This is a genomic window from Paenibacillus sp. HW567 (assembly GCF_000374185.1).
In the GTDB taxonomy this organism is placed as follows: domain Bacteria; phylum Bacillota; class Bacilli; order Paenibacillales; family Paenibacillaceae; genus Paenibacillus_AQ.
Map to the genome: position 1 here is coordinate 5,209,532 of NZ_KB910518.1, position 13,605 is coordinate 5,223,136.

The 13,605-nt window shown below is 50.5% G+C and carries 10 protein-coding genes; all 10 read right to left on the minus strand.

Annotated elements, in window-relative coordinates; translation table 11 throughout:
- Window positions 1-33: 33 nt before the first annotated feature.
- Window positions 34-159: a paeninodin family lasso peptide gene (locus B212_RS34705; RefSeq protein ID WP_019913509.1), complete on the minus strand. Its 126-nt coding sequence runs from the start codon at window positions 157-159 to the stop codon at window positions 34-36.
- A gap of 29 nt (window positions 160-188) precedes the next feature.
- Window positions 189-2,120, minus strand: a complete 1,932-nt coding sequence (locus B212_RS0123120) for an asparagine synthase-related protein (protein WP_019913511.1) — start codon at window positions 2,118-2,120, stop codon at window positions 189-191.
- 252 nt (window positions 2,121-2,372) lie between these two features.
- Window positions 2,373-3,026 (minus strand): M48 family metallopeptidase, encoded by a 654-nt coding sequence (locus B212_RS0123125; RefSeq protein WP_019913512.1) that lies wholly within the window; start codon window positions 3,024-3,026, stop codon window positions 2,373-2,375.
- A gap of 118 nt (window positions 3,027-3,144) precedes the next feature.
- A complete protein-coding gene (locus B212_RS0123130; RefSeq protein WP_019913513.1) occupies window positions 3,145-4,167 on the minus strand; it encodes an ABC transporter ATP-binding protein in 1,023 nt (340 codons plus the stop codon).
- The gene (locus tag B212_RS0123135) at window positions 4,164-5,180 is read right to left on the minus strand and encodes an ABC transporter ATP-binding protein (RefSeq protein ID WP_019913514.1); all 1,017 of its coding nucleotides are present in this window, start codon (window positions 5,178-5,180) and stop codon (window positions 4,164-4,166) included. The genes B212_RS0123130 and B212_RS0123135 overlap by 4 nt, the downstream gene beginning before the upstream one ends.
- Window positions 5,147-6,127 carry an ABC transporter permease gene (locus B212_RS0123140; RefSeq protein ID WP_019913515.1) on the minus strand — a complete coding sequence of 327 codons (981 nt, stop codon included), beginning with the start codon at window positions 6,125-6,127 and terminating at the stop codon, window positions 5,147-5,149. Before B212_RS0123140 ends, B212_RS0123135 begins: the two co-directional genes overlap by 34 nt.
- Complete coding sequence (locus tag B212_RS0123145; RefSeq protein WP_019913516.1) at window positions 6,124-7,095, minus strand: ABC transporter permease; 972 nt, start codon at window positions 7,093-7,095, stop codon at window positions 6,124-6,126. Before B212_RS0123145 ends, B212_RS0123140 begins: the two co-directional genes overlap by 4 nt.
- Before the next feature lie 117 nt (window positions 7,096-7,212).
- Window positions 7,213-8,949 carry a peptide-binding protein gene (locus B212_RS0123150; RefSeq protein WP_019913517.1) on the minus strand — a complete coding sequence of 579 codons (1,737 nt, stop codon included), beginning with the start codon at window positions 8,947-8,949 and terminating at the stop codon, window positions 7,213-7,215.
- 708 nt (window positions 8,950-9,657) lie between these two features.
- On the minus strand, window positions 9,658-10,884 hold the full coding sequence (locus tag B212_RS0123155) for a GGDEF domain-containing protein (protein WP_019913518.1): 1,227 nt from the start codon (window positions 10,882-10,884) through the stop codon (window positions 9,658-9,660).
- 293 nt (window positions 10,885-11,177) lie between these two features.
- On the minus strand, window positions 11,178-13,565 hold the full coding sequence (locus B212_RS0123160; RefSeq protein WP_019913519.1) for a GH36-type glycosyl hydrolase domain-containing protein: 2,388 nt from the start codon (window positions 13,563-13,565) through the stop codon (window positions 11,178-11,180).
- Between the last annotated feature and the right edge of the window lie 40 nt (window positions 13,566-13,605).

Genomic DNA, 13,605 nt, shown 5'->3' on the forward strand with positions numbered 1-13,605 from the left:
AGGGGGATGAGGGCTGCAAGAACCAAAAACATCTTAGGAGTAGTGTTGAATTTCATCTGGATCATCCTGGAATGAGTCGACGATAGCGATACCAGGTCCAGCCATTGTCATTTTGACGTCGAGCACTTCCAATTCAGGCTTGCTGTATTCCTTCTTCATATTCTCACCCCCTTTCAGGCATTGCTTCATCAGGACAGACGCTTCAAGAAACGATAGAATACAAGTCCCCGTGTCAGAAGGCGAAAATCCGAGTTGAAAATCATGCTTGGTGCGGGCTCACTACCCAGCCGGTTCAAACATCCGGCGAGCCCGGTACTATTGAGGTAAGAGGAGGTGCGCGGGTCCTTGATCATCTCCCTGAGCTCCTGAAGAAAGGCATTCCACTGCGGAAGCATACGGAAAATTCCATCGGCCCCCTGAACGCCGCGCCGCTTCCGGTTCAGACGCACCTCGTCCGGCAGCAGCCCCTTCATCGACCTGCGGATCAGCGAGCGGTCCACCCCATTCTGCACATACTGGCCTTCCGGCACGGATAAGCAAAAGCGGATCACACGCAAATCATTGGTGGGATCGCGGTCCCACACCCGATATTTCAGCGACAGCTTAGTGGCTACCGTTCCGTTGACATTCCAGATGTGCGGCTGTTCAAAATGCTTGCGGCGGATATCATAGATCGTCTGGGAAGACGCGCCGCTGTTCATCCCTACCCCGTTAAGCCGCTCCTGCACTTCCGTGCGCTTCGCAAAATCAGGATGAATCAGCTCCAGCGGCGCTTCCTGCCCGGCCCGCAGCAGCCGCGTCAGAGACGGAAACGCTTTTTTGCCGACAATCTGCAGCACCTTCCTACGGTTCGCACCCATCGACTGATTATATTGCTTGTTCTCCCGGTAAAAGGTCAGCCACCGGAACTCCCGAAGCAGCTTGGCCTGATAATCCAAGGCCGGTCCCCAGGAGATGCTCCAGTTGCCGCGTTGTCCGCTGAGCAGCACGCCGATGTTCTTCATATGTGCCTGCTCAAAGATCCCTTTTAACCAATAGGAATTTTCAATAAATTTATAAGGCATCTCCATGATATCCAGCCACTCGTCAATCTCACTGTAAGGGCTCAGCTCGGGAAAATTCAGAAAGCTCGGCTGAATATTGCCTACATAATTGATGGTCTCCTGGATATAGGGCCGCTCATCGGCTACGCGCTTGCCGAGATTGAAATCGACAAAGCTGTCCACCGGATAAGAGCTGAAGGTATGGAGCGGCTTGCCCCGGCGGCGAAGCTCGGCAGAAGCAAAGCTGACCACCGATCCTGAATCGAGCCCCCCGCTTAGGTTGGCGCCAACCGCCAGATGAGTCCGAAGCCGGTCCCGCACCGCGCGTCCAAAGACTTCACGGAAGGCTTCCTCATACTCACTGCTTGAGCGCAGGCGCAGCTCTGGCGGAGCCTTGAGTGTATAGTAGCGGGAGAACACGATGTTCCCGCCGCTTACTGTAATAGAATATGACGGCGGCAACTGCTCGACCGCTTGATAGACGGTAGAGAACAGGTCCGTGACATCAGTTCGCGTCTGGATCGCCAGGAACTCGGATGCCCAGCTCTCATTCAGCGCCCGGTCCGCCCCGGGCATAGACAACAGCGGGTGGATGACGGTGCAGAAGGAGAACAGCCCGCCGGACCGGCGGAAGTACAGCGACCGGTTCCCGGAGAAATCTCTGGCCCCGAACAGCGACCGCTTCCGTTCATCCCAGATCATAAAGGCAAAATCCCCGATAAGATGGACCGGAGCCTGATCGCCCCATTTCTCATAGGCCAGCAGAATGAGCAGACTGTCCGGTATGGACTCTCTGTCTGCATGGGGCACTTGAAGCTGCCCGCACAGTTCTTCCCGGTTGTCGATAATGGCATCAGCCGTAATCGCCAGCCCCCGCATAGAATCATAATAAGGAAGCGTCTCGCCCACGGACTGAGGAGTAATCCACTGCGACAGGCAGCCAAGGTAAATGTCCTTGCTCTGCCACGCACTGATATCATCAGCCGGGTAACGCTTAAGCTGCTCTATAAGGTCCATTCCCAACTGCGGGTCCAACGTTTGATGCTGCAAATGATAAATCCCGGCAATCGCACTCATCGTAAGACCCCCACCTGGTTCGAAAGCCTCTCTATGCTTGTCTAAGCACCTGAGCAAAGCTTTCTCCTAGTTCTTAATAAAGAACATTTCTTACTATATAAGATACCGTTCTTCCTATTAAATGTGAATAACACCAGCGGGTACAATTAGGTATCCTTTAGCGTATTGACGTAGTTAGAGTTCTGTGGTATTGAGCTAGGAAAAAAGGCTATAACAGAACTATTCGAACTGGAAATAGAGGTGATGTTATGGTTAGAGCGTCATGAACTGTCCGTGCCGGGCCAGAAAGGCTTCCTTCTCCTTGTAATCCGGCATAATACTTCCGAGGCGCCGCCAAAAGGACCGGTCATGATTCATATGCAGCAAATGGCACAGCTCATGAATGATTACATAGTCAATCACCTCGGGCGGTGCCATCGCGAGCCGGTAATTGAATGTCAGCTTTTTATCCGCGCTGCAGCTTCCCCATTTGGTACGGGATTCTACAATCTCAATGGACTTGGGTTTGACCTTCAGCATCGTCTGGTACCCGGTGATCCGCTGGGCAACAATCCTTTTCAGGCTGGCAAAATAAAATTTCTTCAGCGCAAGCTTCAGCTTCTCTTCCTCCTGCTCACCGGTTTCAATCAATTCGTGCAGCGGATACTCCTGTCCAAGGTACAAGAATTTGCCTTCCTCCTGATACTCCTTGGGCACTGGAACCTGCCGGGCCGCTGCGATCTTGCGCAGACTCTCCAGAATCCACTCTTCATGGCGCTGCACCGCGCCCAGAATCAGTTCCTCGCTTGTGCCCGTAGGGGCTTTAACCGTAATCAATCCCAGCATATCTATCTGAAGGGAGATTTTCTTCCGCTTCGCATATTGAACGTGAAGCTGTATCATCTGATCTTGAAGCTGAATCTGCATAGCCACCATCATTTCTGTAGAATTGTTTTTTTAAGCTTAGCACGGCGAACACGTTCCGGTCATTCCGGGCAGAAAAAAGAGCCTCTCCCGAAAAGGGAAAGGCTCTAATCATGCAATATTACGAAGTCGTCAGTGGAAAATGACAGGCCACCATGCGCTCAGGAAGCACTTCGGTAAGCACCGGCTCCTGCTGGCGGCATTTGTCCTGGGCCATCGGGCAGCGGGTGTGAAACCGGCAGCCGGACGGCGGGTTCGCCGGCGAAGGAACATCCCCCTGCAGGACAATCCGCTCCTGCTTACGCCGTGGCGTCGGCTTCGGAATCGCCGAGAGCAAGGCCGCTGTATAAGGATGCAGCGGAGCCGCGAACAGCGCCTCAGTCTCTGCCACCTCAACCAGCTTGCCCAAATACATAACCCCTACACGATCCGAGATATGGCGGACGATATTGAGGCCATGTGCAATGAACAGAAATGTCAGTCCAAGCTCCTTCTGGAGCTTCATCAGCAGGTTAATAACCTGCGATTGTACAGATACGTCCAGTGCGGATACCGCTTCATCGGCTACAATGAACTGCGGGTTCAAGGCAATCGCACGTGCGATCCCGATCCGTTGACGTTGACCACCCGAGAATTCATGCGGATAACGATTTCGGCGTGTAGCGTCAAGTCCTACCAGCTCCATCAGCTCCACGACCTTGGCATCAATCTCCTTAGCTGAGAGGTTCCGGTGAATCCGCAGCGGTTCTCCAATAATATCCTTAACCAGAAAACGCGGGTTCAGTGAACCGAACGGGTCCTGGAATATAATCTGCAAATCCTCGCGCAGCTTGCGCATATCCTGATGGCCCAGCGAATGAATATCCTGGCCCTTGAAGAGCACCTCTCCTCCGGTTGCGCTCTGCAGCCGCAGCAATACCCGACCGAAGGTGGATTTGCCGCAGCCGGACTCGCCAACCAGGCCGAAGGTCTCTCCTTTGCGGATAGACAATGAGACGCCATCCACAGCTTTCACCTGACCAACGGTCCGGTTAAGCAAGCCCTTGGTAATGGGGAAATACTTTTTGACATCCTTTACCTCTACCAGCACCTCGGCGGGAGGTGCATCATTAATGATAGGTTTGACTGCTGGTTCAGTGCTCATGCATGGTTCACCTCTTCTCTATCGTCAGCCTGAGCCGGTTTGTCGCCGAACAGCCAGCAGGCGGCACGGTGATCCTCCGAGAGCAAGAAATCCTGCGGCTCCCGCTCCCGGCAAATCTGCATGGCATGCGGACAGCGCGGATGAAAGCGGCAGCCGGACGGAAGCTGGCCAATTGGCGGAATTGTTCCTTTAATGGTATACAGCTCGCCGCCACGTCCGCCTTCAAACCCTGGAATGGACTGCAGCAGCCCAATCGTATACGGATGACTCGGATGTTCAAAGATTTCTTCAACTGTGCCTTCTTCCACGATGGCTCCGGCATACATTACAGCGATGCGGTCCGCAATCTCCGCAGCCACGCCCATATCATGCGTAATCAGCAGAATGGACATGCCAAGCTCTGCCTGAAGCTTGCGCAGCAGATCCAGAATTTGCGCCTGTACCGTAACATCAAGGGCCGTCGTAGGTTCATCGGCAATCAATAGCTCGGGATTGCAGGCAAGGGCAATTGCGATAACAATACGCTGGCACATCCCGCCGGACAGCTCATGAGGATATTGCTTCGCCCGGATCTCCGGTGCCGGAATCCCTACCAGCCTCAGCAGGTCAATCGCCATCTGCGCAGCTTCTTTGGCAGGTTTGTTCTGGTGCAGTTGCAGACTCTCGGCAATTTGATCCCCTACCGTAAACACCGGATTCAGTGAAGACATCGGGTCCTGAAAAATCATCGCGATCCGGTTGCCGCGGATTTCGCGCATCTCCTCCTGCTTCTTGGCGGCAAGATCCTGTCCGTGGAAATCAATATTGCCTTCAAGAATCATTCCGCCGGCGTAATCAATAAGCCGCATAATTGCGAGCGAGGTCACGCTTTTACCGCTGCCGGATTCACCAACAAGACACAGCGTCTGGCCTTTATCCACAGCGATGGAGATTTGATCCGTTGCCTTAACCAACCCCTTCTCTGTTACAAAGCCGGTGGTCAGTTTCCGGATTTCGAGTAATTTTTCCGCCATTTGTCCAGCCTCCTCCGGGATTTCGTTACTTGCTGTCTGGGATCTAGAGCGTCCCGAATGCCATCGCCGATAAAGTTCACCGCCAGCACCACCAGCAGGATGCAGAGGCCCGGATAAACGGCCTGCATCGGATCTATCAGCATGAATTCCTGTGCGTTGCTGAGCATAAGTCCCCAGCTTGTAGCCGGAGCCTGAATGCCAAGACCGAGATAGGACAATGCCGATTCACTGAGAATTGCACCGCCGACCATCAGAGTAGCATTGACGATAATCGGAAAGCTCGCATTGCGGAGCAGATGCCGGAAAATAATCCCCCAGCTCGATACCCCGATCGCCTTGGCAGCCTCGACATACTGCATCTCTCTAAGCTGCAGAAAGTTCCCCCGTACCAGACGGGCAATACTCATCCAACTGGTCAGAGCCAGAATGAGGATCATATACTTAATCTGTGAGCCGAAGATGGCCAGCACCAAAATGTTAAGAAAAAGTGTAGGCACGGAGTTCATCACGTCAACAATACGCATGAATACCGTATCTACCCAACCGCCAAAGTAACCCGAAATTGCGCCGACAATTGAACCGATGGCTACGGAAGCAAAGGCTACTGAAAACCCGATAATCAAGGAGATTCTCGCACTGTACAATAGCCGGGTGAGAATATCGCGGCCCAGTTCGTCCGTCCCGAGAAGATGTCCTTCAGCTCCGGGCTTCAGGTTGGGGAACATCATATCAATAGCGTCCGGCTTATATTTGGTTAGAGCCGGAGCAAGTAACGCCAGAATGATGAAAAAGAGCAGAACGAAAAGCCCGCTCATCGCATATGGATTGCGCGAGAACTTCTTCCAGAGAATCGCCCAAGGACCGGGAGGTCTTTTAAGCTCTGCTGCTGGTGCTCCGGCTTCTGAATTCAACGGATCAGTCGGAAGCTGTGATTGCTCTATACTCATGCCGCCTTGCCCCCTTGCTTGCCAAGCTTGACACGAGGATCTACTACCGCATACAGAATATCTGCCAGCAAATTGCCTATTACTACCATAACCGCCGTTACGATGGTTATAGCCATGAGCACTGAATACTCGCGCTGAGTTGCCATTTGTACGAACCAGCGGCCCATACCCGGCCAGTTGAATACACTCTCGGTCAATGCGGCCCCTCCCACCAATATAGGAAGATCCATGCCAAGAACGGTAATGATCGGAATCAGTGCATTGCGCAGCGCATGGTGGAAAACGACCTTGCGTTCTTTGACACCCTTTGCACGTGCCGTTCTGATATAATCCTGATCCAGCACTTCAAGCATGCTTGCCCGCGAATATTTCATATAAGAAGCCAGAAAACCAAGGGCCAGAACGGTTATCGGCAGCACAAGGTGCATGAATAAATCCCCGATGTCCCCTTCTTTACCCCGTGTATGCATATCCGATAAGGGAAACCATCTCAGCTTCAGAGAGAACCACTGCTGCAGCAGGATCCCGAACCAGAACGTCGGCATTGCAAAACCGATATAGGAGATGAAGGATGCCGACTGGTCGGATAACCCGTACACCTTGGTACTGTTATAGATCCCCCACGGAATCGCAATGACCAGGGACACCAGCCAAGCTGCCCCCATCAAGATAAAGGTGTTGCCGATACGCGGCCACAGCAAATCGGAGACTGCCAGATGATTTTTAAAAGTATATCCCAGATCGCCCTGCAGCAGATCGCCGATCCAGCGGAAATATTGAATATAGACAGGTTTATCCAGGCCCAAATTATGCGCTTGCTGCTTGAAGACTTCCGGCGAAAGGCCAGGGGACAGCATCATTTGGGTCGGCCCTCCCGGGGCCGCATGAATAAGAAGAAAGGTAACTATTGTAATCAAGAAGATTACCAGCACCGATTGCAATACGCGGCGGATCAAATATTCTGTCATCAATTGTCCTCCTAGAGATGGTAAGGCATAGAACCCGGAACTCCTTTATAACAAAAGGAGAAGAGGAAAGAGAACTCTCTTTCCCCTCCCGTAATTCTATTTCCTGTGTCTGTTTGTTTAGTCAGTTACCCACCATTTGATAGCATGGAAGTACTGTCCATAGCCCAGTGACGGCTCTGGAGCATCTTCGTCTGCCCAATGAACTCTAGGGCCCGTACCAATGGCTTGACCATATTGATACAGGAACACGTAAGGCAGATCTGTAGAGATTTCTTTACCTACTTCTTTATACACTTCTTTACGTTTTTCCTGGTCAACAGTAGAATATCCATCCACCCACAGCTTATCCAGCTTTTCATTCTTATACCAGCCGCTGTTCTGGCCGGCAGGCGGGAAGTACTTGGAGGAGAAGACGCTCTCTGAATCCGGGTCAGGAGTGTTCAGCGACCACGCCAATAGCAGGGCTTGGAATTTACCCGGTGTAACATTCTGGTCGATCCATGCGGCAAAGTCAATAGCCTTCGGTGTAACTTCAATGCCTACATCTTTCAGGTTCTGTTGAATTACTGCCGCTACTTGCTCACGTCTGCTGTTGCCGGCATTGTACTGCAATTCGAATGAGAACCGGTGTCCATCCTTCGCGAGGATGCCATCCTTGCCTGCCACCCATCCGTCTTCAGCCAAAAGCTTCTTCGCAGCATCTGCATTGTAATCGTAATTGACTGCTGCATCGCCCGGATCAGCCCATGTATCCGGCAGGAACGGTGCGTTCATCAGCGCGCCGACACCCTTCAGAATATTGTCAACCATACCTTGACGGTTCAGCGCATGTGCGATCGCCTGTCTGGTCTTCTGTCCGGAGAACAGCCCATAGTTATCTTTAAAGTTCTTGGAGTCAAAGTTAAACATTACATATTCATACTGAGCACCCGGCTTTTGGATGATATGAATCGAGTCATTAGCTTTGACCGCTTCGACCTGCGTAACCGGGATGGCACTGATATGGTCCGTGTCGCCCTTCAGGAGAGCTTGAACCTCGGTGTTCTGGTCAGCATAGATTTTATAAACAACCTGTGCGATGTGTGGTTTAACCTCGCCCCAGTAGTTTGGATCAGCATCCATAGTATGGCTGTCGCCCTGTTTCCAGGAAGTCCATTTCCACGGTCCGTTTGTAACAGTTTTCGCAGGATCAGTACCGTATGCATTAGTTTGCATTTCCTTCGGCTTAACATCCTTCAGAATATGGGAAGGTACAACAGCCTGAACCAAAGCGTACAAGAATGGCGCATACACTTGTTTCATTGTGAACTTCACGGTTTTGTCATCGACCTTTTCAACAGTCTTCACTTTGTCGAATTGACTGGTAAGCGGCGATCCGGTTTCCGGATTCTTCGCCATATCAACCGTGAATACCACATCGTCAGCAGTGACCGGCTGGCCATCGCTCCATTTGATGCCGTCTTTCAGCTTCACCGTATAGGTCAAACCATCCGCAGAGATTTCCGGCACATCCGCCGCCAGAGACCAAGGCTCTGCCTTTACATTTCCTTCGCGGTCCAAATTGTAAAGCTTAGAAAAAACAAATTCAGCCACATCGCCGGAAGAAGTATCATTGACCATGAGCGGATTAATATTAACAATATCAGAGAATGTGCTGAGTACGAGGGTTCCGCCATCGACCGGTCCATCTTTAGCTGGTTCAGAAGAGGCAGCAGCCTCGCTTGCAGTCGGTGCGGTGCTTGCTGTTGCACTCGCTGAATTGCTTGAGCTGTCATTCGTACTGCAACCTGTGAATAGAGCCCCTACAAGTGATAGAACAAGCAGACCAGACCACCATTTTTTCTTTTTCGCCATCCAATTACTCCTCCTTAGTGGGTTCGTGTAATGTTGCCGCCAGTGTAGCCGCACTGCATTCATGCTCTCTCTGTTGAAGCTTTGTTCAACCTCCCTTGCGCAAGTCAAAACCTTCTCACAATCGACTCCCAAAGTATGTAACAATACCTCACAGCAAACTCTCTTGCTTTCTTGACCACCATCCCATAAATAGACCGTCGGTCAATTAGCGCCAAACATAAAACCTGCTTGGGAGGCTTAGCCTTCCCTTATAAATTATGGTTTATATTACATGTTAATAATTCTCACGTCAATAACTTTTTTATTAGTTTTTTACCTAGTGTTCATTCTAATTAATGGTGTATAATCCCTTATCTCCCAATAACGCTCACTAAACATTGTCCTTCATCCCATTAATAGTTAAAATAACGTTAATTAATATAACTAATAGTTAACTATGAAAGTCATATTCATCAATTGGGTGCTAGCTGGAAAATATTCATCTGGTTTTTATTTCCTTCGGATCATTATCCTATATACTGGATTTTAATACAACACAAAAAAGCGAACAGTCACAAAGAGTTCCTCTTTAGACTGCCCGCTTTTCTTTTGTCACTCTCATTCACTCTTATTCAGCATACCGTATATTCATACCAAACTGCCGGTCAATCTGCTGCTAAGACATTTACCCCCGGCTTCGTCCCTCATTAGGAGGAAATTCAGTCCCCCCTATTTACTAACACAGTTCCTGCCCTTTTTCTTGGCACGGTATAAAGCCTTATCCGCAGATTGCATGACACTATCCGTCGTTTTGTTCTTTTCATTTTTTTGCGAGACGCCGATGCTTACGGTTATGTATATTTGTTTGGTGGACCTTGAGCTTTGGGAGCTTTTTCGGGATTTGCCTTTGGATCTGCTTTTCCCGCGTATGGTAAAGGGGCGTTTGGATATCTTTTCCCGCAGCTCTTCGAGATGGGGAAGCGCGTCATTAATGCTTTTTCCCGGAAAAAGAATCGTGAATTCCTCTCCGCCGTAACGGAAAGCTCTTCCCCCGCCCGTAACGTCCTTGATGGTGGAAGCAACCAGCTTCAGCACTTCATCTCCCGTATCATGTCCATAGGTATCGTTGAATTTTTTGAAGAAATCAATGTCCAGCATCGCAATCACATAGTTAAAGCCCAGCTTCATCATATCCTGCTTAAGCGCCCGCCGTGATGGAAGACCGGTTAGCTCATCCGAAAAAGCCATTGAATACGAATCCTGAATAATTGAAGTAATCAGAATAATTACCGAAGCCCCGAAGAAGATGGCATACATCACGGGACTGTTATTATTATGCAGCACAATAAACAATGCAAGCAGAACACCGGTAAAGGAAATATCCTGTGAAGAGGATCGGTATAGGATTGCCCTAGTGATAAGAATAATGAACGCAACCAAAAAGACGATGATGGGCAATTGCGGCACCGGAGTCATAGAGTGAAGGTTTACAGGCACCAGATCTTTATTCAATAGATTGAAGAGTTCTCTTGCTCCTGATTTCATTTGCCAATAAACAAGTACACCTTGCGCGAGGATCACACCTATACGAAGAGTCCCCCATAAACTCAGAATGCCCCTTTCCTTGAAAAAGGAAAACAGCGCGATGTTCAGAGGAATCACCAGGCAAACGACGGTATAAATATCCTTAGTCGGCAATGCTGTACCGTAGAATTCCGGCAGATCAGTCATTAATGCCAGACTTGCTGTAAGGATAATCAGGATATAAAATTCCCGGCTCCGGTTAAACTTCCAGGACAGCACAGCCCCCACAAAGGCGATAACATAGGGAGAAATTTGGATAACCTCTAATTGCTGGCTTGTCATTGATTTTGTTTTTGTATAAAAAAAGTAGGCTGCGGCAATTAGGATGAACGGTAGTGTTTTGGAAAAGGCTGCTCTGATCGTAGTCTTCAAGCTCGGGTAATTCCCTTCATGGAGTTTTTCTTTGGCTCCATATTATTATCGGCTTTTCGGAGTCGCTATATAAAACGAACTTAAAACTCTAAAAATCAAGGGTTTGGTCGTAACTGCTGTGAATGTTTGGACTTCCGGCCGCTGTTGTATCCAGATTTCTTTAATTACTGATGTTTTGCAGTTGAAATCCGGATACAAAGGCGGTCGCTATCGCTCCTACAGTTCCAAAATTCCCCTCCGTTACTTTACCCATGATATGCTGTTTTAAAGTTCAAATCATATAGCTTATTTGTTTATGCATAAAGGAGCGGCAGCTTAACCTGCACGTTATAGCTCCTGCCCGCCTCCAAATCTGTGACTCTTCCATCTACGGCATGGTTGCCGTCCACATATACTTCTGCGGCGGTGACGCCGGGTTCGCGCCTCATTTCGATATGCAGCTCCGCCCCTCTAAAGGTACGTCTGACCGCAGCCTTTTGCCAGTGCGCCGGAAGCTGCGGCTGAATGCGGATTCCCGCTTCATTCCCCTGCACGCCGAACAGGCCGTCAATCAGGCAGCGGTATACCCACGGAACCGTCCCAGTATTGAACAGGTGGCTCGAGCGCCCGGCGGTACGCGGAAATTGTCTGTAGGCCCCGCGATAATAGTTGGGGATGAACACAGGCAATTGGCCGCGTCTGACCAGGTCTTCAGGGTCTGGTCCGGGGAGCATTTTCCGCAGCAGGCGGTAGGCATCATCCGGCTCGCCCACAGCGTAAAGCGCATAGATATAAAAGGCCGCCGCATGATTATATACCGCGCCGTTCTCGGCGGTCCCCGGGTGCTTCTGCGTCACCCGTCCCACATCCTCGCGCATCGCGGTGTAGGATGGTGCCAGCTTTTCCAGACCGTAAGGGGTTTCGAGTTGTTCCTTCACGGCCTGCATCAGCTTCTGCTGCTGCGAGGCATCTGCGGCCCCGCACAGCAAAGCCCAGCCCTGAGGATTAATGAAAATCCGCCCCTCCGTATCCTTACTGATGCCGAACACCACATTATCATCCGTAATTCCCCGGGCGTACCAGTTGCCGTCCCATAAGTATTGATTAATGACTGCGTTCGTCTTGCCCGCCGCTACGGCAAATTCCTCGCGCAGTTCCTGCCGTCCGCTGGTGCCGCAGATGTCCGACCAGATCAGAAAAGCGTAGGCCGAAGCCATTGTCAACCAGCCGGAAACGCCTTTTCCTTTGTAGCCCACCATATTCATCGGATCGCACCAGTCGCCCTGATCAATATAATTCAAACCCCGCTCATCCGTTGCATTCATCAGCCAGTGCATGGCCCGGTTAATATGCTCAAAGACCGTTCCTGTTTCCCCTCCTCCGGCAAAAGGAACCACCTCGTCCAGAACTGTATAATCATTCGTTTCGTCCAGGTAAGTGCTCAGGCAAATCGGCAGCCAGACACAATGGTCCATATGCGGAACCTGATTGATATATTTCAGCTCGGCCGCTTCATGCAGAATAATGCCATCCGGCATGGCACCGCTTGCATTTTGCTGGCTTAACGCCGTGAGAAAAGCATTTCTCGCCATCTGCGGCTTGATATAGCTCATCCCCATATTATCCTGTAGGTAGTTGCGGGTCTGGGGGTCGGTTGTCAGGCGGTTGGTCTGCCCATGATAGTACATTTGCCGGGGCAGCCAGTGATTTACGAAGTTGTCCAGATCTTTATCCGGAGTTGTGATCTCGATACAGCCTTGGCCCTCCCGTATGTAAGCCCCATATTCCTGCTCAGCTACAGCAAAACCATCCTGGCCACTGGACGCTCTATTCTGAAAATAATGCTGGCGGATATGCGTGATCTCTTCTTCATTTTTGGCCGGTCCAAAGATAAAGCGGTACTCCTTCTCTTCGCCAGGCTCCAGTTCAGGGCTGTATTGCAGAACACACAGCGGCATCTCATACCGGGCATCCCCTTTGGAGAGCCGTTCCTGCTGAACCGCAGATGGCATGGCAAGCCCGCCTTCTCCTTCAAAGGCCTCCTGACTGGCTTCCCAGCTTCGCGGCTTCTGCTCTGCAAGCAGGAAGGTCTTATCCTTCAGCAGCTTAATCTTCGCATAGTCCTGATATTTCTGGTAAGGCGTAATTGCGGAGCAAACCATCGCCTGTAAATCTTCATTGTACACTGCGGACTGATTCATCCAGGACATGTAGCCTACAGTAAAATAAGGATAAATGCTGAGCTTCCGCTTCCGGTCCGACAGATTCTGTACCTTCACCCGCCATAGCTCCAGGGCATCTTCTTTGGGCAGACTTAAGGTCATTTCAATGGCGATGTCGTGGTGCTCAATCTTCCAGACGATATTGTGCTTCCCTACGGCAAATGTATATTTATCGGTATGCACGCGTACAGGCTCATAAGGCGCAGAGAAAATCTCACCGCTCTCTTCATCCTTCACATACACAAAACGGCCGGGATGATGCGCATAATAAGGCTGCTCCGGCTGCATAAATGTCTTCGCTTCCAGGTTGGGGGCATAAGAGTATTTGGAAGGCTCCGGCTGCATAAACTGGGCTACCGCATAACCCCGGCAGTTCACGTGAATCATCATCTTCTCATTCCACAGAAACCCCGACGCCTTGGGCAGCAGAGTCGGGCTTGTTAATTCAACATATTCATTGTCTTCTGTTGCTCTGATCATCATTGTACCTCCTTCGGTTTCACTATCATGATTCCTAAAT